This window comes from Billgrantia pellis, from assembly GCF_008297955.1.
Classification (GTDB): domain Bacteria; phylum Pseudomonadota; class Gammaproteobacteria; order Pseudomonadales; family Halomonadaceae; genus Halomonas; species Halomonas pellis.
In genome coordinates, this window is sequence record NZ_VTPY01000004.1 from 480680 (window position 1) to 504284 (window position 23605).

Below are 23605 nucleotides of genomic sequence, written 5' to 3' on the forward strand. Positions count from 1 at the left end.
CGCATGGCCACCCGTCGCCCACCGCCCAAGAAGCGCGGCGCCACGACCAGCCGCCGTCGGGCTCCCGCACGCCGCCAGGGATTCCGCCTGCCCGGCTGGGTATGGGGAATCGGCGGCGTGATCGCCGGTTTCCTGATGGCCCAGCACCAGCACGGCACCGCGCCATGGCAGCCGGGCCAGGAGTGGCCGCTGGCCAACCTGCTGCCTCGCACGCCGTCGACAGAGACCGAGCCACCCCCGAGCGTCGAACCCAGCGAACCGCGCATGCCGACCTTCGAGTTCTATACGCTGCTGCCCGAGGAGGTCGTCGCCCCGCGTGACGTGGCCTCAACGGCCTCGCCTCCCGAGCCCACGGTCGAGGTCCCGCCACCGCTCGACGCCGACTCCGCCACGTCCGTTGCCGCCACGTCCAATGCGACAGGCGACGAGCCGGCCGCAGACGATCCCATCGCGCAGGTAATCGCCGCCAACCTGCGCGAAGAAGTCAGCGCCACGCCGGCCAGTGAAGCTACGGCACCGGACGGTACCCGTTACATGCTGCAGGCGGCGTCCTTCCGCCAGCCGCAGGATGCCGAGCAGTTGCGCCAGCGGCTGCGCAACCTGAGCCTGATGGCCCAGGTCAGCCAGGTGCAGGCGGCCGACGGCGAGACCTGGCATCGGGTCATGGTCGGCCCCTACGATGACACGCGCGAGCTCAACCGCGCCGAGGACTTGATGCTGACCCAGGGGATCAAGCCGCTACGACATCGTGCCACCAACTAAGCCCGGCGCTTGAATTCGCCTGTTGCTGCCCGCACCTACCCTGAACGCTCTTGTCCGGCCCCCGGCCCCGCCGGGGCGCCGAAAGTCACCGGGAGCCCAACGCTCCCCGTTACGGAGTCTTCTTCATGACCACGATCGTTTCCGTACGCCGCGGCGAGCAGGTCGCTCTGGCCGGCGACGGCCAGGTATCGCTGGGCAATACCGTGATGAAGGGCAATGCCAGCAAGGTGCGTCGTCTCTATCGCGGCCAGGTGCTGGCGGGGTTCGCCGGCGGCACCGCCGACGCCTTCACCCTGTTCGAGCGCTTCGAAGCACAGCTGGAAAAATACCAGGGCAACCTGGTCAAGGCCGCCGTCGAGCTGGCCAAGGATTGGCGCACCGATCGTGCCCTGCGCCGCCTCGAGGCGCTGCTCGCGGTGGCCGATAGAAACGCCTCGCTGATCATCACCGGCAACGGCGACGTGGTGGAACCCGAGCGCGGCATCATCGCCATCGGCTCGGGTGGCAACTTCGCCCTGGCCGCGGCCCGAGCCATGCTCGAGAACACCGAGCTCACGGCCAAGGAGATCACCGAGAAGTCTCTGGACATCGCCGCCGACATCTGCGTGTTCACCAACCATCACGTTACTCTCGAAACGCTCTAAAGGCCGCCACCATGTCCCAGATGACCCCCCGTGAGATCGTCCACGCCCTGGATCAGTACATCGTCGGCCAGCAGGACGCCAAGCGCGCCGTTGCCATTGCCCTGCGCAACCGCTGGCGGCGCATGCAGCTCGATGACGATCTGCGCCCCGAGGTTACCCCCAAGAATATACTGATGATCGGCCCCACCGGGGTGGGCAAGACCGAGATCGCCAGACGTCTGGCCAAGCTCGCCCGCGCGCCCTTCATCAAGGTGGAGGCGACCAAGTTCACCGAGGTGGGCTACGTGGGCCGCGATGTGGAGTCGATCATCCGCGACCTCACCGAAGCCGCCATCAAGCTGGTCCGCGAGCAGGCCAAGGACGAGGTCCGCCACCGCGCCGAGGATGCCGCCGAGGATCGCATCCTCGACGCCCTGTTGCCTCCCCCCCGTGGGCAGGAGGAAACGCCACGCGCGGACAGCTCCACCCGTCAGATCTTCCGCAAGAAGCTGCGCGAGGGCGACCTCGACGATAAGGAGATCGATGTCGAGGTCACGCCGCAGGGGCCGGGCATCGACATCATGACCCCGCCGGGCATGGAAGAGATGACCAGCCAGCTGCAGAGCCTGTTCTCCAATATGGGGCGCCAGAAGACCGAGACCCGCCGGGTCAAGGTCAAGGATGCCTTTGCCCTGCTGCGCGACGAGGAGGCCGCCAAGCTGGTCAACGAGGAGGAGATCAAGCACCGCGCCATCGATGCCGTGGAGCAGAACGGCATTGTCTTCCTCGACGAGATCGACAAGGTGGCCAAGGGCGGCGGACAGTCCAGCGGCGGTGAAGTCTCGCGCGAGGGCGTGCAGCGCGACCTGCTGCCGCTGATCGAGGGCTCCACCGTCTCGACCAAGTACGGCATGGTCAAGACCGACCACATCCTGTTCATCGCTTCCGGCGCTTTCCATCTGTCGCGCCCCTCGGACCTGATCCCCGAGCTGCAGGGCCGCCTGCCGATCCGGGTCGAGCTCGAGGCGCTGACCCCCGAAGACTTCAAGCGCATCCTCACCGAGCCCTCCGCATCGCTGACCAAGCAGTACAAGGCGCTGCTGGCGACCGAGGGGCTCGAAGTCGACTTCACCGAGGACGGTATCGGGCGCATCGCCGAGATCGCCTGGCGAGTCAACGAGGGCACCGAGAACATCGGCGCGCGCCGGCTGCATACGGTGATGGAACGGCTCTTGGAAGATGCCTCGTTCAAGGGCGCCGATTTCGGTAGCCCCCTCATCATCGATGCCGCCTACGTCGACTCCCAACTCGGCGAGCTGGCCATGGACGAGGATCTGTCACGGTATATTCTGTAAGTCATGTGCGACGGGCTTCGGGCCACGAGCCGCTCGACGCTCGACGCTCGACGCTCGACGCTCGAAGCTCGAAGCTCGAAGCTCGAAGCTCGAAGCTCGAAGCTCGAAGTCAGGAGTCTGTCATGACCGCCCCCATCCCCAGCAAGATTCATTACCACAAGAAGGCCCGCGAGCTGGAGCTGACCTATGCCGATGGCGAGAGCCATCGGTTGCCGGTCGAGTACCTGCGCGTCTACTCCCCTTCCGCCGAGGTGCGCGGCCATCACCCCAGCCAGGCCGTGCTGCAGGTGGGCAAGAAGGATGTGGGATTGAAAAACATCGAGCCGGTGGGCCGTTACGCCGTCAAGCTGGCCTTCGACGACGGCCACGACAGCGGTCTGTTCAGTTGGGAATACCTCCATGAGCTGATCCAACACCGCGAGGCCTATTGGGCCGACTACCTCGAGCGCCTGGAAAAAGCCGGTGCCAGCCGGGAACCCTTGGGTATCGAGATCAAGCAACTCTAGCCGCCTGTCAAAGACAAGGAAGCCGAGGGAAGGCTACAATGGGGCGCAAATTGAGGTCCGTTCCTCACCTTTCCGCAGCGATTCGGGAGCCCTTTCCGCATGAGCCTTCACTCCACCCCCGGGGATCAGCGCATCACTCACTTCGGCTATCAGGAAGTGCCGGTCGAGGAAAAGGCCTCGCGCGTGGCCGACGTCTTTCACTCCGTGGCGGCACGCTACGACGTCATGAACGACCTGATGTCGCTGGGCATTCATCGCCTGTGGAAGCGCCTCACCATCGAGCGCAGCGGGGTGCGTCCCGGCCATAGCGTGCTCGACATCGCCGGCGGCACGGGCGACCTCACGCTCAAGTTCTCGCGCATGGTCGGCACCCGCGGCCGGGTGGTACTGGCCGACATCAACGAATCGATGCTGCGCGTCGGGCGCGACAAGCTGATCGACAACGGCGTCGGCGGCAATGTCGAGTATGTCCAGGCCAATGCCGAGTGCCTGCCGTTCCCCGACAACAGCTTCGACTGCATCACCATCGCCTTCGGCCTGCGCAACGTTACCGACAAGGACGCCGCGCTGCGCTCGATGGCCCGCGTGCTCAAGCCCGGCGGCCGCCTGCTGGTGCTGGAGTTCTCCAAGCCCAACAACCCCGTGCTGACCCGCGCCTACGACGAGTATTCGTTTCGTCTGCTGCCCTTCATGGGCCAGATGGTGGCGGGCGACTCCGACAGCTATCGTTATCTCGCCGAGTCGATCCGCATGCACCCCGACCAGGAAACGCTCAAGGCGATGATGGAAGCCGCCGGCCTGGAGCGCGTCGAGTTCACCAATCTCACCGGTGGTATCGTCGCCCTGCACCGCGGCATCAAGCTCTGAGGCCGTGATGACGCTGACCCCGACCCTGCTGCTGGCCGCCATCGAACGCTCCCTCAACGTCCTGCTCGCCCGCGACCTCGCCGCACCGAGCCGCTTGTCGCGGCTTGCTGGCCAGCGGGTGCTGCTGCGCCTCGAACGCCCCGCCCTCGCGCTGATGCTGAGTTTCCATCCTCATGGCGTCGACCTGTTGCGTCAGGATGCAGCCGACGAGGCGGAAGCCGATGCGGTGATCGAGCTCGATGCCGAGGCGCTCGGCGACCTGCTCGGCGGGGAGTCGATGGAGCGCCTGATGTTCCAGAGCCGACTGGCGGTACGCGGGCGGGTGCATTTGCTCGAAGAAGCTCGCGACCTGTTTCTCGACCTCGATATCGACTGGGAGGGCGAACTCGCCCAGTGGTTGGGTGACGTGCCTGCCCACAGCCTGGCCGAAGGCGTTCGTCGCATGACCCGCTGGGGACTGCGCGCGCAGCAGGAGATGCGCGCCGATATCGCCGAGTACGTCTTCGAGGAGGCCCGCCTGCTACCGAGCCGGCAACAGCTCGAGAACCTGCGCGATCATCTGACCGAGCTGGAAATCGCCACCGATCGACTCGACGCTCGGCTGGCGCGGCTGCGACGACGACTGGAACGCGAGGCCACGGCATGATGGGGCTCCGCCTGTTGCGCATCATGTGGGTGATCACCCGTTATCGCCTCGACACCCTGCTGCCGCTGGCCCGCCTGCCTTGGTGGCTGCGGTTGGCCTTCCTGCTCTCGCCGCTGCGCCTGGTTCCCGTAGGGAGACGCTCCGGCGGTGAACGCCTGCGCCTGGCGCTGGAGTCGCTCGGCCCGATCTTCGTCAAGTTCGGACAGCTCCTTTCCACCCGCCGCGACCTGCTGCCCGAGGAGATCGCCGACGAGTTGCGTCGCCTGCAGGATCAGGTGCCGCCCTTTCCCGGTCGCGAGGCGCGCGCCCTGGTGGAGAGCGAGCTGCACCTGCCGATCGATGCGGCCTTCGCTCACTTCGAGCCCGAGCCACTGGCCTCGGCCTCGATCGCCCAGGTGCATGCCGCCCGCCTGCACAGCGGCGAGGACGTCGTCGTCAAGATCATTCGTCCCGGCATTGATAGCGTGATGCGTCAGGACATGGCGCTGATGTATCGTGTCGCCGGGCTATTGACGCTGATCCCCGAGGCGCGCCGCCTGCGCCCGGTGGAAGTGGTGCGCGACTACGAGGCGACGCTGTTCGACGAGCTCGACCTGCACAAGGAGGCGGCCAACACCTCGCAGCTCAAGCGCAACTTCAAGGATTCGCCTCTGCTCTACGTGCCGACGATCCACTGGTCGCATACCCGCCGCCGAGTAATGGTGCAGGAGCGCATCCACGGGGTGCCGGTGGCCGATATTGCCGCGCTACGCGCCCAAGGCACCGATCTCAAGCGCCTCGCCGAGCGCGGCGTGGAGATCTTCTTCACCCAGGTGTTTCGCGACAATTTCTTTCACGCCGACATGCACCCGGGCAATATCTTCGTCGCGCGCGAGACCCCGCACGACCCGCAGTACATCGCCATCGACTGCGGTATCGTCGGCAGCCTGACTCGAGAGGATCAGGACTACCTGGCGCGCAACCTGCTGGCCTTCTTCCACCAGGACTATTACGAAGTCGCCGCCCTGCACATCGAATCGGGCTGGGTCGGCGAAGAGACGCGCGCCAATGAATTCGCCGCCGCCATTCGCACCGTATGCGAGCCGATCCTCGAAAAACCGCTCAAGGACATCTCCTTCGGCCAGGTGCTGCTGGGGCTGTTCCAGACCGCGCGCCGCTTCAACATGGAAGTGCAACCGCAGTTGGTACTGCTGCAGAAGACCTTGCTCAACATCGAGGGCCTGGGTCGCCAGCTCTATCCCGACCTCGACCTGTGGACCACTGCCAAACCCTACCTGGAGCGTTGGATGAAAGAGCGCGCCGGGGCGACGGGGTTCTGGGAGTCGCTCAAGCGCCAGGCGCCGGAGCTCTCCCGTCAGCTACCGGAACTGCCCTCCGTGGCCCACCAGGCGCTCAGCCGGATCGAGCACGAACATCGCCAGCGCCGGCGACAGGCCCAGGCCATGAACGGTATCCAGCAGCAACTGCGCGAGCACCGGCGCAGCGGTCGCCGCCTGCGTCTGGGGCTGCTGCTCGGCGGACTGGCGCTGGCCTGGCAACCGTTGTCCGCATGGGCTGCGGGCCAACCCTGGCCGGTGCTCGCTGCCGCCGCCCTCGGCGTGCTGCTGCTGGCCTGGCAATGAACTTGACCCATCGCAACCCGAGGCCCGCGCATGCGTGATATTCTCGATGAACTCTTTGACGTACTGGCAAGCCGCCGCAGCGCCGATCCCAACGAATCCTACGTGGCCGCCTTGCATCAAAAGGGGCTTAACAAGATACTCGAAAAGATCGGCGAAGAAGCCACCGAGACCCTGCTGGCGGCCAAGGACGCCGAGACCGGTGGCGACGCCGAACGCCACGCGCTGGTCGCCGAGACCGCCGACCTGTGGTTTCATAGCCTGGTGATGCTGTCGCATCTCGGACTCGACCACCAGGATGTGCTCGACGAGTTGGCTCGTCGCTTCGGCATTTCGGGGCACGAAGAGAAGGCCGCAAGGTCAAAGTGAACTCATCTTCCGGATCCGCCGGAAACCCGACTCAGAGGTAACCTTCATGTTAGGTGGCATCAGTATCTGGCAGCTGCTGATCGTACTCGGCATCATCATCCTGATCTTCGGCACAAAGAAGCTACGCAATGTCGGCTCCGATCTGGGCGGTGCGGTCAAGGGTTTCAAGCAGGCCGTCAACGAGGAAGACAAGAACGAGAAGGACAAGCCGCAGGCCAAGGTGGCCCACGAGGAGCCGCCCAACACCTATGACGTTCGCGCCGAGGAGAAGAAGACGGTGGACGAGGTCGAGGAACGGGAAGAGCGCAAGTAAGCCTTCATGTTCGATATCGGCTTCCTGGAACTGTTGATCATCGGGATCGTGGGTCTGCTCGTGCTCGGCCCGGAGCGCCTGCCCAAGGCGGCGCGTACCGTGGGCCTCTGGGTCGGCAAGATCAAGCGCACCGTGGCGGGCATGCAGCGCGAGATCAATGCCCAGCTGGAGGCGGAAGAGCTGCGCCAGAAGCTCAAGGAGCAGCAGACCAAGCTCGACGAGAGCCTCAACAAGGCCAAACGCGACGTTGAGAGCATCGCCGAGCCGAGCCCGTCATCGCGACAGGGCGAAGGCGATGACGCCAAGGGGGACGAGGCCAACGCATCATCGTCTTCTCCCCGGGCTTCCGCGCGCCTCGACGACGCCCTGATCAACGCCCGGGAGAGCAGCCATAGGACTGCCGCCCCCCCAACCTCTCCTGACGACGACAGGGACGCCGCTTCCCGATGAGCGACTCCGACGACAAGCAGGAACTTGGCCAGGCTCCCCTGATCGAGCACCTGATCGAGCTGCGTTCGCGACTGCTGAGAGCCGTGGTGGCGATCTTCGTGATCTTCCTTGGGCTCTATCCCTTCGCCAACGAAATCTACACCTTCGTGGCCCAGCCGCTGATGGGAATGCTGCCGGAAGGCTCGCAGATGATCGCCACCGAGGTCGCTTCGCCGTTCCTGGCCCCTTTCAAGCTGACGCTGGTGGTGGCGGTATTTCTTGCCATTCCCTATGTGTTGCACCAGGCTTGGGCCTTCGTGGCACCGGGGCTGTACGAGAACGAGAAAGCGTTGGCCCTGCCGCTGCTGGCTTCGAGCATCGGGCTGTTCTATGCCGGCACTGCCTTCGCCTATTACGTCGTCTTTCCGCTGCTGTTCGAGTTCTTCACCCAGACCGGGCCGGAGAACGTGGCGGTAATGACCGATATCAACCAGTACCTCAACTTCGTTCTCAAGCTGTTCTTCGCCTTCGGCGTGGCCTTCGAGATCCCCATCGCCACCTTTCTGTTGATTGCCTCCGGGGCCACCACGGTGGAGAGCCTGTCGAAAAAGCGGCCCTACATCATCCTCGGCTGCTTCGTGATCGGCATGCTGCTAACCCCGCCCGACGTGATCTCGCAGAGCCTGCTGGCGATCCCCATGTACCTGCTCTACGAAGTGGGCATCCTCTTCGGTCGCCTGGTGCGGCGACGGCGACGCAAGGCTTCCCTGCCGGAGCGGACGGGCGAACGGGACGACGCCTGACGATTCACGCCCCTCGCTGCCAGGCAAGCGCCCCGCTCGTTGCCGAACGGGGCGCGCTGACGATGGCGAGTCGGTTTACAGGTCCATCAGCTCGTCGATACGGTCGACCAGCTTGAAGATACCGGCGGCGGCTTCGCTGATGCGGGTGGCCAGCATATAAGCTGGCGTGGTGACCACGCGATTCTCGAAATCGACCACGATCTCCTCGACGCCACAGCTGCGATGAAGACCGCCCATCGAGCTGATCGCCCCCGACACGCTCGGGTCATGTCCCACGGTCACGGCGATACCCGGCCCCAATAGCTTGGGCACCAGGGCCGGTGCAATGCACATCAGGCCGACCGGCTTGCGCGCCTCGTGAAACGGCGCCAGCGCCTCCACCAACGACTCGAGCGGCTCCATGTCGCTGCCGGCTTCGGCAAGGTTCGACAGGTTCTTGGCCGCTCCGAATCCGCCCGGCAGGATCACGGCGTCGAACGCCTCGGCGTCGAGCTCGTCGAGCGCCGTGATGTCGCCCCGCGCCAGCCGCGCGGATTCCGTCAGCACGTTACGTGCCTCCCCTTCCACTACCTCGCCGCTGCGGTGATCGATGACATGATGCTGCGCGATGTCCGGCGCAAAGCAGCGATAGCTGATGCCCAACTGATCCAGCCGCAGCAGGGTCAGGGTGGTCTCGTAGATCTCCGAACCATCCTGAACGCCGCAGCCCGACAGAATGACCGCCACCTGTTTGCTCATGCTTTTCTCCTTGTCGTCAGGCGCCTCGAACGAAGGGTCTGCCTCGAATCCTGAAGTCCACACTTTAGAGAGTCGCGCCGGGTGCGACAAGGCGCAGCTTTTCGCCCCGAACCGCGCTGATATACTCGATGGCACAGACGGAAGTTTCTGTCATCGAACCGTCATCCATACCGGGCACACTGTCGCGAGCGGCGAACGTGGCCCCATCGTCGGAGTAGAGAGCCTTGAGTTTCATGACCACGCGCCAGTTTCCTGCCACGCGCATGCGTCGCATGCGACGCGACGACTTTTCTCGGCGTCTGATGCGGGAATCCAACCTGACGACCGCCGACCTGATCTGGCCGGTCTTCGTGCTCGAAGGCGAAAAGCGCCGCGAACCGGTGCCCTCGATGCCTGGCGTGGAACGGCTGTCGCTGGACTTGCTTATCGAGGAGGCACGCGAGGCGGCGGCGCTGGGAATCCCCGCGCTGGCGCTATTCCCGGTGGTGGACCAGGCGTTGAAGAGCGAGCTGGCCGAAGAGGCCTACAACGCCAGCGGCTTGGTCCAGCGCAGCGTGCGTGCGCTGAAGGACGCGGTACCGGAGCTCGGCATCATTACCGATGTAGCGCTCGACCCTTATACCCTCCATGGACAGGACGGCATCATCGATGCCAGCGGCTATGTGCTCAACGACCGCACCGTGGAGACCTTGCTCAAGCAGGCGCTGTCTCACGCCGAAGCCGGCGCCGACGTGGTCGCGCCGTCGGACATGATGGATGGGCGCATCGGCGAGATCCGCCAGGTGCTCGAACAGGAGCATCTGCCCAACGTGCGCATCATGGCCTACAGCGCCAAGTACGCTTCGCGCTACTACGGCCCTTTTCGCGATGCGGTGGGCTCTGCCACCAATCTGGGCAAGGCCGACAAGCGGACCTATCAGATGGACCCGGCCAACAGCGACGAGGCGCTGCACGAAGTGGCGCTGGATCTGGCCGAGGGAGCCGACATGGTGATGGTCAAGCCCGGCATGCCTTATCTGGATGTCGTCAGGCGTATCAAGGACGAGCTCAAGGTGCCCACCTACGCTTATCAGGTCAGCGGCGAGTACGCCATGCACATGGCCGCCTTCGACCAGGGCTGGCTGGACCCCGACGAGATCATTCTCGAATCGCTGACGTGCTTCAAGCGGGCCGGGGCCGACGGGATCCTTACTTACTTCGCCAAACGAGCGGCGATACTGCTCGCATCATGACGGCAGCGGTCCGGACGCGTGTCGGCGGGAGCTGTCGTTTAAGCCAAGAGAGACACCATGGCAGACGTGCCCACGCCCACAGACCCGTTTCAATCCGGGGCCGCCACGCCACCCGGCGAGGCCGTTGAACCCAACTCGCCGCGCCTCAATCAGACCCGTGCCGGCGTCAAGCCCAAGGCCCTTCCCGACCTTGACGCCGACCTGAGCGATCCTCGTCTCTATTTCAACCGCGAGCTGTCGCATTTGCAGTTCAATGTCCGCGTGCTCGAACAGGCCCTCGACGAGGCGCACCCGTTGCTCAATCGGTTGATGTTCCTGCTGATCTTCTCGTCCAACATGGACGAATTCTTCGAGATTCGCGTCGCCGGCCTGAAACATCAGATCGCGCTGGGCGACCTTTCCACCGGACCCGATGGCCGCTCGCCACGGGCGCTGCTCGCCGAGATTTCCCAGGTTGCCCACGAGCAGGTGGCACGCCAGTACCAAATTCTCAATGACGCCCTGATTCCTGCGCTGCATACCCAGGGGCTGCGGTTTCGCCGTCGCGACGACTGGACCGCTGCCCAGCGGGCCTGGATACAAGCGTTCTTCTCGTCGGAAATCATGCCGGTGATCAGTCCCATCGGACTGGACCCCTCCCACCCTTTTCCGCGTCTGGTCAACAAGAGCCTCAACTTCATCGTCGAACTGGAGGGCAAGGATGCCTTCGGTCGCCAGGGAGGACTCGCGATCCTGCCGGCGCCGCGTTCGCTGCCACGCGTCATCGCCCTGCCCTCCGAGCTGTGCGAGACGGGCTTCAGCGAGTACGTCTTCCTTTCGTCAATGATCCACGCGCATGCCGGTGAGGTATTCCCCGGCATGACGGTGCGCGGCTGTTACCAGTTCCGCCTCACCCGCAATGCCGACCTCGCGGTGGATCCCGACGAGGTCTCCGATCTCGCCTCGGCGCTTCGCGGCGAACTGCTGGCCCGGCGCTATGGCAGCGGCGTGCGCCTGGAGGTCGCCGATAACTGCCCCGACCGCCTGGCGGCCTTCCTGCTCAAGCAGTTCGAACTCGACGAGGCCGATCTCTACCGAGTAGACGGACCGGTCAACCTGACACGCATGATCTCGGCACTTGGCGAGCTGGATCGTCCCGATCTGCAGTACCGTCCCTTCAGTCCGGGGTTGCCCAAGCTTCTGCGCAAGAAGGAGAGCTTGTTCGATGCCATCGCCGCGGGCGACATCCTTCTGCATCACCCCTTCCAGGCCTTTTCCCCGGTGGAAGACCTGCTGCACGAGGCGGCCCGTGACTCCAGCGTACTGGCGATCAAGCAGACCCTCTATCGCACCGGCGCCGACTCAGGCATCGTCAACGCGCTGGTCGAGGCGGCTTCTCACGGCAAGGAGGTCACGGTGGTGATCGAACTGCGTGCCCGCTTCGACGAAGCCGACAACCTGGCACTGGCTTCGCGCCTGCAGGAGGCCGGCGCCATCGTCATCTACGGCGTGATGGCCTACAAGACCCATGCCAAGATGATGCACATCGTGCGCCGCGAACGCGGTCGGCTGCGCCATTACGCCCATCTGGGCACCGGCAACTATCATGCCCGTACCGCCAGGCTATACACCGACTACAGCCTGCTCACCGCCAATGCCTCACTGTGCGCCGATGTGCACAAAGTCTTCCAGCAACTCTCGGGCATGGGCCGAGCTCAGCATATCGACAGGCTTCTGCATGCCCCCTTCACACTGCACGAGCGCCTGGTAGCGATGATCGAACGCGAGGCCGAACATGCCCGTCGCGGCCGCCGCGCCCAGCTGATCATCAAGTGCAACTCGCTGACCGAACCGAAACTGATCCAGGCCCTGTATCGGGCCTCCCAGGCCGGCGTCGAATGCGAACTCATCATTCGCGGCATGTGCTGCCTGCGCCCCGGCATGCCGGGAGTCTCGGAGAACATTCGCGTGCGTTCGATCATCGGCCGCTTCCTCGAGCACACCCGCGTATTCCATTTCCATAACGACGGCAAATCGGAGACTTGGTGCTCCAGCGCCGATTTCATGGCTCGCAACATGTTTCACCGGGTCGAGACCGCTTTCCCGCTACTCGACCGCAAGCTCGCCGAGCGGGTGCGCAAGGACCTCGAGACCTACCTGGTGGACAACTGCCAGAGCTGGTTGCTGCAACCGGACGGCAGCTACCTCAAGCAGCAGCCCTGCGACAGCGCCGCGATCAGCGCACAGGAGACTCTGCTCTACGCCTACGCCGCCAAGGCCTGAGTCCGCTTGCGTAACCTTCTTCCTGGCTCAACGCTTGCGAAAGGCGTCAAGATCGTGGGGATCGAAGCCGTCGACCCGTTCGGGCAGTCCTTTCTCCTCGCGCTGTTGACGCAGCCGCAGCCGCTCGGCGAGCAGTTCGCCGTCATCGTCGAGGGTACGCCCGTTGAGTTCTGCAAGCTGGACCATGCCCTGGTGATAGAAGGTGAGCAGGTGAAGCGCCACGTCATTACCCTGCTCCGCCTCTCGGCGCAGCGTGGCGAGATAGCCGCTCAATCGCGAGAGGTGGTGCTTGAGCTGCCAGACGTAGCGCATCTCGCGCATCCAGGGGCGTTCGCGCAGCACGGCGAAGATCATGCTGGTAGCGAACAACCCCAGTAGCACACCCAGCGCGTTGAGCCATAGGCTGGAGCCGAAGGTCGCGGTCAGCAACTGGGCGAACAGCACGCCGAAGACGATCAGCTGTGCGGCCATGACCACACTGATGATCCTGGCCTTGCGCCGGTAGGTCTCGGGATCGTGGTGCTCGAAGGCAAACGGCATGGCAGGGCTCCTGTTACGGCGAGAATGCAGGGGGGATTATCCCGGCATCGTCCGCTCAGGTACAGTCGCCCTGCCGTGGCTCAACGCAACCGCTCCGCCGCTTCCTGCAGCAGCGCTGCGGTGCTGTCCCACCCCAGGCAAGGATCGGTCACCGACACGCCATGGCGCAGCGCACCGGGTACCAGCGGCTGGCTACCCTCCTCCAGATGACTCTCTAGCATCAGCCCCATCAGCGACGACTCGCCCGCCGCGCGCTGCGCCACCACGTTACGCAGCACCTCGGCCTGGCGACGATGATCCTTGCAAGCGTTGGCGTGACTGCAGTCGACCATCAACCTCGCCGGTCGTCCAGCGGCTTTCAGGGCGGCGCTGGCCGCGCGTACCGAGGCACTGTCGTAATTGGGGCCATGGTGGCCGCCACGAAGCACCACATGGGCATTGGGGTTGCCCGAGGTTTCACGCATCACCGGCCGTCCCTTCTCGTCGAGGCCGAAGTGCTGGTGCGGGTGGGCCGCGGCCTGGATGGCGTCCACCGCGATGCGCACGTTGCCACTGGTGGCATTCTTGAAACCCACCGCGGCGTCGAGCCCACTGGCCAACTCGCGGTGCAGTTGCGATTCGGTGGTACGCGCGCCGATGGCGACCCAGGCCAGCAGGTCATCGAGGTAGGAAGCCAGCATCGGCTGCAGAAGCTCAGTGGCCACCGGCAAACCCAACGCCGCGATCTCGCGCATCAGCTGGCGGGAAAGGTGCAGGCCACGGCTCATGTCGCCGCGACCGTTCAGGTCGGGATCGTAGGCGAGTCCCTTCCACCCCACCGTGGTGCGCGGCTTCTCCACATAGACCCGCATGACCGGCAGCAGGCGATCCTCCACCTGAGGGGTGAGTTCGGCCAGGCGCCGGGCATAATCCAACGCCGCCCCGGGATCGTGTACGGAGCACGGCCCGACCACTACCAGCAGGCGGTCGTCTCGGCCGGCGACGATGTCGTGTACGGCTCGGCGCTGGACCCGCAGACGCTCGGTCAGCGGCGCCGTCAACGGCAGGCGTTGGCGCAGCTCATCGGGAGTCGGCAGGGCCATGTCGGTATGTCGGCGATCGGCCAAGCGTTCGGCAAGGGAAGCAGGGGCGTTCATGCAGTATCAACTCCGTGAGATCGGTAAACATCGCGTCGTCTTGCCACCAGACATCTCACGGTCGGAGGTGGCGCACTGGACCGACCGTGCGGCGCTAAATCGCCACCCATAGCCCCAGCCATAATAGTCGTGACGGGCATAGGGGGCGAAAACGGCGCGACGTGCGATCATGGTGCGTCTCCTCTCGTTACGGTTCGGGGTCGCGTCGGTCGGCACCAACGCAAAACCCCCGGTCGGGTTGCCGACCGGGGGTTTGGGGGAGGCAACCCGGTTAGGGTGTGCCTTCGCGGCGCTTGTCCTCGCTCAGGACTCGGCCGCCGGCACACCGGAGCTAAACCAATACCAGTACTGACCGACGAGGCCGACGCCACGCGCCGCCATCGCGCTTGGGACGCGGTGGCGGCGATTCTCGTGACGACTGTTGGTCGGTGTCATGGCGATCTCCCGAGGTTCTGGCTTCATCGTGCCGGATCGCGACAGGCTTGGCAAGCGCCATGCCCGCCCCTCTTCCTAGGGTCAGCCGGTGAAGACCTGGACCCAGCCGATAGTCGCCGGCAGAGCGGCCATGCCCACCAGCACCACCAAACCCAGTACGACCGACAGCATGCCACTGTCGTCCTTGAAGTCATGGTCGTGTGCCATGTCGATCACCTCGTTCACGTCAGGGGGGGAAGGCCATTCTAGCGAAGGTGACGACCTCCATCGACCGGCAATGTGATCCCGGTCACGTAGCGGTTGTCGAGCAGGTACCGCAGGCTTTGGTAGATCACGCCCGGTCCCGGCACCATTCCCATCGCCGATTTAGCCTTGGCCCTCTCGGCGTAGTGCGCGTCATCGCCCTGATTGAGCATGATCAGCGCGGGAGCAATCGCATTGACCTGGATCTCGGGAGCGAACATCGCCGCGAAGGAGAGCGTCAGGTTCTCGAGCCCGGCCTTGCTCGCAGCATAGGCGGCATGTCTTTTCGACCCCTTCCGCGCCACGTAATCGGTCATGTGCACGATGTCGCGCTGGGGCTCGCCGCAGGCTTCGAGCAGTTCACGACACTGCAGGTTGATCAGGTAGGGCGCCAGCATGTGCACGCGGAACAATCGCTCGAAATCGGCACCGGCGTCATCACCGAAGCTGTCGGGTGCCCAATCGCTGGCGTTGTGGACGATGGCCCGCAGTGACTTCGTTTCGCCCTTGAGGCGGGCAATGAAGTCGAGGATTCCCGCCTCGCTGGAGAAATCCGCCGGCAGGGTCACGATGCCCCGGCTGCGCATGGCCTCGAGCTCGGGTCGCTCGCGGCGGTAGCTGACGATGACCGGATGACCGTCGTCGACCAGCCGCTCGGCGCAGTGGCGCCCCAGGCGCCGGCCCCCCCCGGTGATCAGGATCGGTGCGGCGCTCATCCCGCGCTTCCCCGTCGCAGCACGCCGGTGATGGGCACCAGAGGCTGGCGCGGCGCATAGGCAAAGACATCGGAAAAGACCCGCGATGATTCGAGACCCAGCGAAGCCAGGACGTCGACACAGGCGTAAACCATGCCCGGCGAGCCGGAAAGGTAGACGTCATGGCCGCTGACGTCGTCCAACGCCGCAGCCAGCGCCTGGTCGATGCGTCCCAGATGCCCCTGGATGCGCTCACCGCTAACGGGGGTTTCCGGGGTCAATTCGGTCACCAGATGGAAGCGTACGCCGTCATGGCTCCCGGCCCACTCTCGCGGCAGGCTCTCGAGATAGAGGTCGCGGCGCTCGCGAGCCGCCCACCAGAGGTCGATTTCACGCTCCGGCGCCTCGCGCAGCGACGCCTCGACGATCGCCTTCATCTGGGCGAAGCCGGTGCCGGCCGCGATCAGCAGCAGCGGTCGCCGGCTGGTTTCGTCCAGCACGCAGTCGCCGCCCGGCAGGCGCAAGGTGAGACGCTCGGCGATCTGCATCAGCTCGCGCAATCGCGCGGAGTTCTCCCGCTCGGGCCAGTGCTGGATGTGCAGTTCCAAAGTGCCGTCGTCGGTATGAGCATTGGCGATGGAGAACGGCACCCAGATGTCGTCGTCCAGCTTGAGTTCCAGGTACTGGCCCGGCGCGTGCGCCATGGCCTCGGGGCGACCCTCCAGGTATACCCGAAAGACATCGGGGGTCAGATCCTCCACCGCCGTGATCTGGCAGGTCAGGGTCCTTGGCGTCATGCGTGCCTCTTGTCGTCAGGGTGTGGGGGCAGGTCGATGCCCAGTTCGTTCCAGCGTTCGCTGACGCGAGCCTTGACGGCCTCGTCCATGACGATGGGCGTGCCCCATTCTCGATCGGTCTCGCCGGGCCATTTGCTGGTGGCGTCCAGCCCCATCTTCGACCCCAGCCCCGCCACCGGCGAGGCGAAGTCGAGGTAGTCGATCGGGGTGTTCTCGACCATCACGGTATCCCGGGCCGGGTCCATGCGGGTGGTGATGGCCCAGATCACGTCCTTCCAATCGCGGGCATCGACGTCGTCGTCGAGTACTACCACGAACTTGGTGTACATGAACTGGCGCAGGAAGCTCCAGACCCCCATCATCACGCGCTTGGCATGGCCCGGGTACTGTTTTTTCATGGTCACCACCGCCATGCGATAGGAGCAACCCTCCGGCGGCAGGTAGAAGTCGACGATTTCGGGAAACTGCTTGCACAGGATCGGTACGAATACCTCGTTGAGCGCGACGCCCAGAATCGCCGGCTCGTCGGGTGGCCGCCCGGTGTAGGTCGAATGGTAGATGGCGTCGCGGCGCATGGTCAGGCGCGTCACCGTGAACACCGGAAACTCGTCAACCTCGTTGTAGTAGCCGGTATGGTCACCGTAGGGCCCCTCCGGCGCCATGTCGTCGGGGTAGATGTATCCCTCAAGGATGATTTCGGCGGAGGCCGGCACCTCGAGATCGGCGTGGCCGCACTTGACCAGCTCGGTGCGCGAACCGCGCAGGAGCCCGGCGAAGGCGTACTCGGAGAGGGTATCGGGAACCGGGGTCACCGCGCCGAGGATGGTGGCCGGATCGGCACCCAGCGCCACCGCCACCGGAAAGGGCTCGCCGGGGTTCGTATGCTGGAACTCCTGGAAGTCCAGCGCGCCGCCTCGATGGGAGAGCCAGCGCATGATCAGCCGGTTGCGGGAAAGCTTCTGCTGGCGGTAGATGCCCAGGTTCTGGCGCTTCTTGTGCGGCCCGCGAGTGACCACCAGCGGCCAGGTGACGAGCGGCGCGGCGTCGCCGGGCCAGCAATGCTGGATCGGCAGCCGGTCGAGATCGACGTCGTCGCCCTCTAGCACCACGTCTTGCACCGGGGCGCTGCGTACCGTCTTCGGCCCCATGCTCATCACTTGCTTGAAGATGGGCAGCTTGTCCCAGGCGTCGCGAAAGCCCTTGGGCGGATCGGGTTCCTTGAGAAAGGCGAGCAGCTTGCCCACCTCGCGCAGGGCCTCGACACTGTCCTGCCCCATGCCCATGGCGACCCGCTTCGGCGTGCCGAACAGGTTACCCAGCAGCGGCATGTCGTGACCCTTGACGTTTTCGAACAGCAACGCCGGGCCGCTGGCACGCAGGGTGCGATCGCAGATCTCGGTGATCTCGAGATAGGGGTCCACCTCGGCGCTGACACGTACCAGTTCGCCCTGTGCCTCCAGGGTCGCGATGAAGTCGCGTAGGTCTCGGTACTTCATTCGGCTCTTCCGGTTCCAGAATGACGAAAGGGGCAGCTTAGCATGCCGCCCCTTTCCGCACCGCCGTTCAGCTTAGCGGCGTTTCATGGCTTCAAAGAACTCGAGGTTAGTCTTGGTGTCCTTGAGCCGGTCGATAAGGAATTCCGTCGCCGCGGTGTCGTCCATCGGGTTGAGCAGCTTGCGCAGAATCCACATGCGCTGCATCTCGTCCTCGGAGGCGATCAGATCCTCGCGGCGGGTACCCGAGCGGCGAATGTTGAGGGCCGGATAGACACGGCGCTCGGCGAGCTTGCGGTCGAGGTGGGCTTCCATGTTGCCGGTGCCCTTGAACTCCTCGAAGATCACCTCGTCCATCTTGGAGCCGGTATCGACCAGCGCGGTGGCGATGATAGTCAGGCTACCGCCTTCCTCGATGTTGCGCGCGGCACCAAAAAAGCGCTTGGGCTTCTCCAGGGCGTGGGCGTCGACACCGCCGGTGAGTACCTTGCCGGAGCTCGGCACCACGGTATTGTAGGCGCGTGCCAGGCGGGTGATGGAGTCGAGCAGGATCACCACGTCCTTCTTGTGCTCGACCAGACGCTTGGCCTTCTCGATGACCATCTCGGCGACCTGCACGTGGCGTGCCGGCGGCTCGTCGAAGGTCGAGGCGACCACCTCGCCGCGCACGGTGCGCGACATCTCGGTTACCTCTTCCGGGCGCTCGTCGATCAGCAATACGATCAGGTGGCACTCGGGATTGTTGCGCGTGATCGAGGTGGCGATGTTCTGCAGCATCAGCGTTTTGCCCGCCTTGGGCGGCGAGACGATCAGGCCGCGCTGGCCCTTGCCGATGGGTGCGGTGAGATCGATGATGCGTGCGGTGAGATCCTCGGTGGAACCGTTGCCGATCTCCATGCGTAGCCGTTCCTGGGGGAACAGCGGCGTGAGGTTCTCGAACAGGATCTTGTGCTTGGCGTTTTCCGGCTTGTCGAAGTTGATCTGGCTGACCTTGAGCAGCGCGAAATAGCGCTCGCCTTCCTTCGGCGGACGAATCTTGCCGGAGATCGAATCGCCCTTGCGCAGATTGAAGCGGCGGATCTGCGATGGCGAGACGTAGATGTCGTCGGGGCCGGCCAGGTAGGAGCTGTCGGCGCTGCGCAGGAAACCGAAGCCATCCTGAAGGATTTCCAGTACGCCATCGCCGTAGATATCCTCGCCGCTCTTGGCGTGCTTCTTGAGGATGGCGAAGATGATGTCCTGCTTGCGCGAGCGCGCCAGGTTGTCGATGCCCATCTCGCGGGCGATCTCCAGGAGCTCTGGCACGGGTTTTTGCTTGAGTTCGGTAAGATTCATCGGTGTGTTCGGAAGTTGCTCATGTCAGCGTGGCGGCACGGCGCCGTGGGAATGGTGCAGAAAGAACGAAACGCCGCTTGGGTGCGTTCAGAGCCGGGAGGCCTCCGCTCGCAGGCGATGACCGGCGCGGTACGGCCTCAAAGCGAAAGGGCCGTCGGCACGGGATCGTGTTCGAGGGAGCAGCGCTTCTTGTCGCCTGGACTCATCGCCTGGTGCGTTTCAAGTGCCACCATGGCTTCCGGCACATGACAACGAGCGACAATAAAGGGGCTGTCTGACGACTTGATGTTGACCGCGACGCGGTCGGAAAGCATTCGGAACAGGCGAACGACCCGATGTTAGTCAAGGGCGGCGACGAACGCAAGCCCATACGAACATACGCACTGCAATTGACACGCTTCAGGTCTCACCGCACCCTTGGGCCATTCACGATCAGGATGCCGCGATGACATCACCCATGGAACGGCCCTCTCTCGCCCCCGACTCGACCCAGCCCTCCGCCGTGCAGCGACTGGCCGCGATCGACCTAGGCTCCAACAGTTTCCATTTGCTGGTCGCCCACTACCAGGACGATCGCCTGCAGGTGGTCGCCCGACGCGGCGAGAAAGTACAGCTGGCCGCCGGGCTCGATGACGAAGGCAAGCTCGAAGAGGCCGCCATGCAGCGGGCACTGGATTGCCTGGCCCGCTTCGCCCCTTTCATCACCGATATACCGCCGGGGCAGCTGCGGGTGGTGGGCACCAACGCCTTGCGCGATGCCAGCAACAGCCAGGCCTTCATCGACCGTGCCGAGGCTTTGCTGGGGCAGCGTATCGAGATCATCGGCGGCCGAGAGGAAGCCAGGCTGATCTACCTGGGCGCGGCCCATTCACTGGCCGAGAACGGTCGTCGGTTGATCATCGATATCGGCGGTGGCTCCACCGAGTTCATCATTGGTGAGCAGTTCGAACCTCTGGCCCTGGAGAGCCTGCAGCTAGGCTGCGTGACCTATACCCGTCGCTTCTTCGCCGACGGCGAGATCAGCGAGAAGCGCATGCGCCGCGCCGAACTGGCGGCGCTATCGGAGCTGGCCAACATCCGCCGCCCCTATCGTGAGCTGGGCTGGGACGACCCGGTGGGATCCAGCGGCACGATCAAGGCCGCGGCCTCCGTCATCGCTGCGGCAGACGAGGATGCCGCCGATGGCGTGGTCACCCACGCGGGGCTCAAACGGATGCGTGCCGCCCTGATCGACTGCGCGCATCTCGATGGCGTGGCCCTGGAGGGACTAAAGGCGGATCGCGCCCGCGTTTTCCCTGCCGGGGTGGCGATTCTCGGCGCCATTTTCGAGGCTTTCAATCTGGAGCATCTTCGCTACGCCGACGGCGCCCTGCGCGAAGGGGTGCTCTACGACATGGTGGGTCGCAACGGTCCCGAGGATTCGCGTCTAAAGACGCTGATCTCGCTGCAGCAACGTCACGGCGTCGACCCACGCCAGGGCGCCAACGTTGCCGTCTCGGCCGCTGAGCTACTGGCTCAGGTGCGCGACACGTGGGAGCTCAGTGACGATCAGGCACGCTTTCTCGATTGGGCCGCCCGCCTGCACGAGATCGGCCTGGCAATCTCGCATAGCCAGTTCCATCGCCATGGCGCCTATCTGCTGGCGCACTCCGACCTGGCCGGCTTCTCGCGGCCCGAGCAGCAGCTTCTGGCGTTCCTGGTACGCGCCCACCGGCGCAAGTTCCCACACCGAGAATGGCGCGCCTTACCCGGCTCGCAGCAACTTCCCTGCGCACGTCTGGCCCGGCTGCTGCGCCTGGCCGTGCTGCTCAATCACTCCCGCGCCGAGCAGCCCCCCGCCACGCCGCGCCTGGAGGTACACGGCGACGCTATGCGTCTCACTTTGAGCGGCAATGAGAGCGACCACACCTTGCTGCAGACTGACCTCGAGCAGGAAGTGGTCTATCAGAAGGCGGCAGGCTTCAACCTGGTGCTGGGCTGACCGGACAGGTCGGGTCGTGTTCGCCAGGTTGCGCCCGCCAGCCAACCGCCACCGCGACCCATCGCCGCTCCGGCAGCAGCGCCGCTACCGGCGTCCCCTCGTGCCAGGCCACCAGCAGACGCTCGCGCATCCATGGCGGTACGTCCGTCTCCTGCAGCAAACGTTTCAGATCGCGTCTCCCCCGCCGCGGCAAGCGCAGGCTCTCGCCCCCTTGGCGCGGCGTGAGGCGCAGCCGAGCCTGTTCACCATCCTGGCGGACGAGCGTGACGTCGACGGCTCCCCAAGGGGTGGCCAGCGGCGAGGCGCCATTCCACTCGACCTGCCACGTCGGCGCCAGCGGCTGCCGGCTCGGCAGCAGATAAAGGTGGTCGCGCCACACCCGCGCCTCGGCACCGTCCCAGGCGACCCGCGCCCGGGCGTCACGACGCGCACCGAGTTGGGTGAGTAGTGCCTCAAGGCGCGCCTCGGGCGGCGTCGACAGCCCGAGACGATGGCAGGCATGTCGCAGCAGCGCGCGTCGACGCGCTGGCGACAGGCGCACCAGTCCAGCCGACGCCAGGCACGCGGGATCTCCTCCCTGGGCGGCCAGATCCTCCGCGGCCTGCTCGGCAATCAGCGCCTCGGCCTCGGCGGCGTGACGCGCACTGTTCGCCAGCGACTTGGCGGCATGCGACCAACGTTGCGTCAACAGTGGCATCACCATGCGGCGTAAAAAGTTGCGGTCAAGCGCTTCGTCGGCGTTGGAGGGGTCCTCGATCCAGCGCAGGCCAAGCCGCTCGGCTTCCGCCTCGAGTTCGGCTCGCGAACAGGCGAGCAGAGGGCGCTCAAGGCGCCTGCCCTGCCACTCACGGCCCGGCGGCATGCCCGCCAGGCCGCGCACGCCGCTTCCACGTAGCGCGGCAAGCAGAAAGGTCTCGGCCTGGTCGTCGCGGTGCTGGCCCAGCCATAGCGTCTCGCCCGGCGCCACGCGACGGGCGAAGGCGGCATAGCGCGATTGGCGCGCCGCTCCCTCCAACCCCAGCCCGGCGTCGCGGTCGACCGTCACCCGCTCGACGAACAGCGGTACGCCGAGCCGCGAGGCGAGCCGGCGGCAGTGCATCTCGAAGTGATCGGCAGCGGCCTGCAAGCCATGATTGACGTGCAGCGCATGCAGCGGCCGTGGGTGGCGCCGGCACGCCGCCACCGCGAGGGAGAGCAGCAGGCTCGAATCCAGCCCGCCGGAGAGCGCCACCCAGACGACACGCCCCGGCGGGGTCTCCGCCAGGGCGTCGTCGATGGTCGCTTGCAGGGACATTGAAAAACCTCCGGCCTAGCGGGGCCGCTTCGAGCGAAGGCCAGACCAGGCAAAAATCGGCGCAAAAGCGGACCGGGCTCGCGCACGAGTTTACTTTAGTAAATGAGATTTTAAGCCGATTTTTAACGAAGTATGGCCGAGCGCAGAAAGGCCCGTTAAGTCGGGGCGCCATAGCTCATCAGGCGCTCATAGCGGCGTTCCAGGAGCGCTTCGGTATCCATCGCTTCGAGGCGTTCGAGGCTCGCCAGCAAAGCTTCCTTGACTCGCTCGGCGGTCGTCTGTGGATGGCGGTGGGCACCCCCCAGCGGCTCTTCGATCAAGGTGTCGACGAACCCCAGTTCCCGCAGCCGTCCGGCGGTGATACCCATGGCCTGGGCGGCGTCGGCGGCCTTCTCGGCGCTTTTCCACAGAATCGAGGCGCAGCCCTCCGGCGAGATGACCGAGTAGGTGGAGTACTGCAGCATGGCGAGCTCGTCGCACACGCCGATGGCCAGCGCCCCGCCGGAGCCCCCCTCGCCCACCACGGTGGAGAGAATCGGCGTCTTGAGGCGCGACATCACCGCCAAGTTATAGGCAATGGCCTCGCTCTGGCCGCGCTCTTCGGCATCGATGCCGGGGTAGGCCCCCGGGGTATCGATGAAGGTCAGAATCGGCATCTTGAAGCGCTCGGCCATTTCCATCAGCCGGCATGCCTTGCGGTAACCCTCGGGACGTGGCATGCCGAAGTTGCGCCGCACCTTTTCCTTCACGTCGCGGCCCTTCTGGTGGCCAATGACCATCACCGGGCGGTCGTCGAGGCGAGCGATGCCGCCGACGATGGCCGGGTCGTCGGCGAATCGGCGGTCGCCGTGAAGTTCGTCGAAGTCAGTGAAGACATGCTCGAGATAGTCGAGCGTATAGGGTCGCTGGGGATGGCGCGAGAGCTGCGACACCTGCCACGGAGTCAGGTCTCTGAATATCGATTCGGTGAGCTTGCGGCTCTTCTCCTCCAGACGGCTGATCTCGTCGCTGAGGTTGAGCTGGCTGTCGTTGCCGACCAGGCGCAGCTCTTCGATCTTGGCCTGGAGTTCGGCGATGGGCTGTTCGAAATCGAGGTAATTGGGATTCATAGTGGCTGGGCCGCCTTGTCATT

General features: G+C 65.0%; 26 protein-coding genes. 14 read left to right on the forward strand and 12 right to left on the reverse strand.

Features of this window, described 5'->3' with window-relative positions; all coding sequences use genetic code 11:
- Positions 1-3 precede the first annotated feature (3 nt).
- From F0A17_RS12510 to tatC, 11 genes are all read left to right on the forward strand, one after another.
- A complete protein-coding gene (locus F0A17_RS12510) occupies positions 4-762 on the forward strand; it encodes an SPOR domain-containing protein (protein WP_149328660.1) in 759 nt (252 codons plus the stop codon).
- Between the two features lie 125 nt (positions 763-887).
- Positions 888-1406, forward strand: coding sequence for an ATP-dependent protease subunit HslV (gene hslV, locus F0A17_RS12515; protein ID WP_149328661.1), 519 nt, complete (start codon positions 888-890; stop codon positions 1404-1406).
- 11 nt (positions 1407-1417) lie between these two features.
- Positions 1418-2740, forward strand: a complete 1323-nt coding sequence (gene hslU / locus F0A17_RS12520; RefSeq protein WP_149328662.1) for an ATP-dependent protease ATPase subunit HslU — start codon at positions 1418-1420, stop codon at positions 2738-2740.
- A 122-nt stretch (positions 2741-2862) separates the two neighbouring features.
- Positions 2863-3246, forward strand: coding sequence for a gamma-butyrobetaine hydroxylase family protein (locus tag F0A17_RS12525; RefSeq protein WP_149328663.1), 384 nt, complete (start codon positions 2863-2865; stop codon positions 3244-3246).
- A 99-nt stretch (positions 3247-3345) separates the two neighbouring features.
- Positions 3346-4113, forward strand: coding sequence for a bifunctional demethylmenaquinone methyltransferase/2-methoxy-6-polyprenyl-1,4-benzoquinol methylase UbiE (gene ubiE, locus F0A17_RS12530; RefSeq protein ID WP_149328664.1), 768 nt, complete (start codon positions 3346-3348; stop codon positions 4111-4113).
- A 7-nt stretch (positions 4114-4120) separates the two neighbouring features.
- Positions 4121-4759: a ubiquinone biosynthesis accessory factor UbiJ gene (locus F0A17_RS12535; protein ID WP_149328665.1), complete on the forward strand. Its 639-nt coding sequence runs from the start codon at positions 4121-4123 to the stop codon at positions 4757-4759.
- Entirely contained in the window at positions 4759-6381 is a 1623-nt protein-coding gene (ubiB, locus tag F0A17_RS12540; protein ID WP_149328817.1) for a ubiquinone biosynthesis regulatory protein kinase UbiB, read from the forward strand. The genes F0A17_RS12535 and ubiB overlap by 1 nt, the downstream gene beginning before the upstream one ends.
- Before the next feature lie 30 nt (positions 6382-6411).
- Entirely contained in the window at positions 6412-6747 is a 336-nt protein-coding gene (locus F0A17_RS12545) for a phosphoribosyl-ATP diphosphatase (protein WP_149328666.1), read from the forward strand.
- A 46-nt stretch (positions 6748-6793) separates the two neighbouring features.
- Positions 6794-7060, forward strand: coding sequence for a Sec-independent protein translocase subunit TatA (gene tatA / locus F0A17_RS12550; protein ID WP_149328667.1), 267 nt, complete (start codon positions 6794-6796; stop codon positions 7058-7060).
- A gap of 6 nt (positions 7061-7066) precedes the next feature.
- Entirely contained in the window at positions 7067-7510 is a 444-nt protein-coding gene (gene tatB, locus F0A17_RS12555) for a Sec-independent protein translocase protein TatB (protein WP_149328668.1), read from the forward strand.
- Positions 7507-8292 carry a twin-arginine translocase subunit TatC gene (tatC, locus tag F0A17_RS12560; protein ID WP_149328669.1) on the forward strand — a complete coding sequence of 262 codons (786 nt, stop codon included), beginning with the start codon at positions 7507-7509 and terminating at the stop codon, positions 8290-8292. The genes tatB and tatC overlap by 4 nt, the downstream gene beginning before the upstream one ends.
- 75 nt (positions 8293-8367) lie before the next feature.
- Here the strand turns inward: tatC and elbB are convergent, their stop codons facing one another.
- Together elbB and F0A17_RS20590 are read right to left on the reverse strand one after the other, a co-directional pair.
- The gene (gene elbB, locus F0A17_RS12565) at positions 8368-9030 is read right to left on the reverse strand and encodes an isoprenoid biosynthesis glyoxalase ElbB (protein WP_149328670.1); all 663 of its coding nucleotides are present in this window, start codon (positions 9028-9030) and stop codon (positions 8368-8370) included.
- A 64-nt stretch (positions 9031-9094) separates the two neighbouring features.
- Positions 9095-9265 (reverse strand): hypothetical protein, encoded by a 171-nt coding sequence (locus tag F0A17_RS20590; RefSeq protein ID WP_187774691.1) that lies wholly within the window; start codon positions 9263-9265, stop codon positions 9095-9097.
- Here F0A17_RS20590 and hemB point away from each other — a divergent pair.
- Both hemB and ppk1 read left to right on the forward strand, forming a co-directional pair.
- A complete protein-coding gene (gene hemB / locus F0A17_RS12570; protein ID WP_422670838.1) occupies positions 9264-10262 on the forward strand; it encodes a porphobilinogen synthase in 999 nt (332 codons plus the stop codon). The two genes, F0A17_RS20590 and hemB, sit on opposite strands and share 2 nt — an antisense overlap.
- Before the next feature lie 57 nt (positions 10263-10319).
- Positions 10320-12524, forward strand: a complete 2205-nt coding sequence (gene ppk1 / locus F0A17_RS12575; protein WP_149328672.1) for a polyphosphate kinase 1 — start codon at positions 10320-10322, stop codon at positions 12522-12524.
- Between the two features lie 27 nt (positions 12525-12551).
- On the opposite strand, the gene F0A17_RS12580 is transcribed toward ppk1, so the two are convergent.
- The 8 genes from F0A17_RS12580 to rho all read right to left on the reverse strand — a co-directional run bounded on the left by F0A17_RS12580 (position 12552) and on the right by rho (position 19198).
- Positions 12552-13064, reverse strand: a complete 513-nt coding sequence (locus F0A17_RS12580; RefSeq protein ID WP_149328673.1) for a DUF3087 family protein — start codon at positions 13062-13064, stop codon at positions 12552-12554.
- A gap of 80 nt (positions 13065-13144) precedes the next feature.
- Positions 13145-14200 carry a 3-deoxy-7-phosphoheptulonate synthase gene (locus tag F0A17_RS12585; protein WP_149328674.1) on the reverse strand — a complete coding sequence of 352 codons (1056 nt, stop codon included), beginning with the start codon at positions 14198-14200 and terminating at the stop codon, positions 13145-13147.
- Positions 14201-14503: 303 nt separating this feature from the next.
- Entirely contained in the window at positions 14504-14635 is a 132-nt protein-coding gene (locus F0A17_RS20925; protein WP_267285437.1) for a hypothetical protein, read from the reverse strand.
- 81 nt (positions 14636-14716) lie between these two features.
- Positions 14717-14842: a hypothetical protein gene (locus F0A17_RS20930; protein WP_267285438.1), complete on the reverse strand. Its 126-nt coding sequence runs from the start codon at positions 14840-14842 to the stop codon at positions 14717-14719.
- Between the two features lie 38 nt (positions 14843-14880).
- Entirely contained in the window at positions 14881-15594 is a 714-nt protein-coding gene (folM, locus tag F0A17_RS12590; protein ID WP_149328675.1) for a dihydromonapterin reductase, read from the reverse strand.
- On the reverse strand, positions 15591-16370 hold the full coding sequence (locus F0A17_RS12595) for an NAD(P)H-flavin reductase (protein WP_149328676.1): 780 nt from the start codon (positions 16368-16370) through the stop codon (positions 15591-15593). Before F0A17_RS12595 ends, folM begins: the two co-directional genes overlap by 4 nt.
- Positions 16367-17866, reverse strand: a complete 1500-nt coding sequence (ubiD, locus tag F0A17_RS12600; RefSeq protein ID WP_149328677.1) for a 4-hydroxy-3-polyprenylbenzoate decarboxylase — start codon at positions 17864-17866, stop codon at positions 16367-16369. The genes F0A17_RS12595 and ubiD overlap by 4 nt, the downstream gene beginning before the upstream one ends.
- Positions 17867-17938: 72 nt before the next feature.
- Complete coding sequence (gene rho / locus F0A17_RS12605) at positions 17939-19198, reverse strand: transcription termination factor Rho (RefSeq protein ID WP_149328678.1); 1260 nt, start codon at positions 19196-19198, stop codon at positions 17939-17941.
- A 445-nt stretch (positions 19199-19643) separates the two neighbouring features.
- On the opposite strand from rho, the gene ppx reads away from it, so the two are divergent.
- Positions 19644-21179, forward strand: a complete 1536-nt coding sequence (gene ppx / locus F0A17_RS12610; protein WP_149328679.1) for an exopolyphosphatase — start codon at positions 19644-19646, stop codon at positions 21177-21179.
- On the opposite strand, the gene tilS is transcribed toward ppx, so the two are convergent.
- A complete protein-coding gene (tilS, locus tag F0A17_RS12615) occupies positions 21160-22473 on the reverse strand; it encodes a tRNA lysidine(34) synthetase TilS (RefSeq protein ID WP_149328680.1) in 1314 nt (437 codons plus the stop codon). The two genes, ppx and tilS, sit on opposite strands and share 20 nt — an antisense overlap.
- 155 nt (positions 22474-22628) lie before the next feature.
- Positions 22629-23582 (reverse strand): acetyl-CoA carboxylase carboxyl transferase subunit alpha, encoded by a 954-nt coding sequence (gene accA / locus F0A17_RS12620; protein WP_149328681.1) that lies wholly within the window; start codon positions 23580-23582, stop codon positions 22629-22631.
- Positions 23583-23605: the final 23 nt, after the last annotated feature.

Coding starts and splice junctions, on each gene's coding strand:
- F0A17_RS12510 (WP_149328660.1), top strand. CDS start 4: ATGGCCACCCGTCGCCCACCGCCCAAGAAGCGCGGCGCCACGACCAGC.
- hslV (WP_149328661.1), top strand. CDS start 888: ATGACCACGATCGTTTCCGTACGCCGCGGCGAGCAGGTCGCTCTGGCC.
- hslU (WP_149328662.1), top strand. CDS start 1,418: ATGTCCCAGATGACCCCCCGTGAGATCGTCCACGCCCTGGATCAGTAC.
- F0A17_RS12525 (WP_149328663.1), top strand. CDS start 2,863: ATGACCGCCCCCATCCCCAGCAAGATTCATTACCACAAGAAGGCCCGC.
- ubiE (WP_149328664.1), top strand. CDS start 3,346: ATGAGCCTTCACTCCACCCCCGGGGATCAGCGCATCACTCACTTCGGC.
- F0A17_RS12535 (WP_149328665.1), top strand. CDS start 4,121: ATGACGCTGACCCCGACCCTGCTGCTGGCCGCCATCGAACGCTCCCTC.
- ubiB (WP_149328817.1), top strand. CDS start 4,759: ATGGGGCTCCGCCTGTTGCGCATCATGTGGGTGATCACCCGTTATCGC.
- F0A17_RS12545 (WP_149328666.1), top strand. CDS start 6,412: ATGCGTGATATTCTCGATGAACTCTTTGACGTACTGGCAAGCCGCCGC.
- tatA (WP_149328667.1), top strand. CDS start 6,794: ATGTTAGGTGGCATCAGTATCTGGCAGCTGCTGATCGTACTCGGCATC.
- tatB (WP_149328668.1), top strand. CDS start 7,067: ATGTTCGATATCGGCTTCCTGGAACTGTTGATCATCGGGATCGTGGGT.
- tatC (WP_149328669.1), top strand. CDS start 7,507: ATGAGCGACTCCGACGACAAGCAGGAACTTGGCCAGGCTCCCCTGATC.
- elbB (WP_149328670.1), bottom strand. CDS start 9,030: ATGAGCAAACAGGTGGCGGTCATTCTGTCGGGCTGCGGCGTTCAGGAT.
- hemB (WP_422670838.1), top strand. CDS start 9,264: ATGACCACGCGCCAGTTTCCTGCCACGCGCATGCGTCGCATGCGACGC.
- F0A17_RS20590 (WP_187774691.1), bottom strand. CDS start 9,265: ATGAAACTCAAGGCTCTCTACTCCGACGATGGGGCCACGTTCGCCGCT.
- ppk1 (WP_149328672.1), top strand. CDS start 10,320: ATGGCAGACGTGCCCACGCCCACAGACCCGTTTCAATCCGGGGCCGCC.
- F0A17_RS12580 (WP_149328673.1), bottom strand. CDS start 13,064: ATGCCGTTTGCCTTCGAGCACCACGATCCCGAGACCTACCGGCGCAAG.
- F0A17_RS12585 (WP_149328674.1), bottom strand. CDS start 14,200: ATGAACGCCCCTGCTTCCCTTGCCGAACGCTTGGCCGATCGCCGACAT.
- F0A17_RS20925 (WP_267285437.1), bottom strand. CDS start 14,635: ATGACACCGACCAACAGTCGTCACGAGAATCGCCGCCACCGCGTCCCA.
- F0A17_RS20930 (WP_267285438.1), bottom strand. CDS start 14,842: ATGGCACACGACCATGACTTCAAGGACGACAGTGGCATGCTGTCGGTC.
- folM (WP_149328675.1), bottom strand. CDS start 15,594: ATGAGCGCCGCACCGATCCTGATCACCGGGGGGGGCCGGCGCCTGGGG.
- F0A17_RS12595 (WP_149328676.1), bottom strand. CDS start 16,370: ATGACGCCAAGGACCCTGACCTGCCAGATCACGGCGGTGGAGGATCTG.
- ubiD (WP_149328677.1), bottom strand. CDS start 17,866: ATGAAGTACCGAGACCTACGCGACTTCATCGCGACCCTGGAGGCACAG.
- rho (WP_149328678.1), bottom strand. CDS start 19,198: ATGAATCTTACCGAACTCAAGCAAAAACCCGTGCCAGAGCTCCTGGAG.
- ppx (WP_149328679.1), top strand. CDS start 19,644: ATGACATCACCCATGGAACGGCCCTCTCTCGCCCCCGACTCGACCCAG.
- tilS (WP_149328680.1), bottom strand. CDS start 22,473: ATGTCCCTGCAAGCGACCATCGACGACGCCCTGGCGGAGACCCCGCCG.
- accA (WP_149328681.1), bottom strand. CDS start 23,582: ATGAATCCCAATTACCTCGATTTCGAACAGCCCATCGCCGAACTCCAG.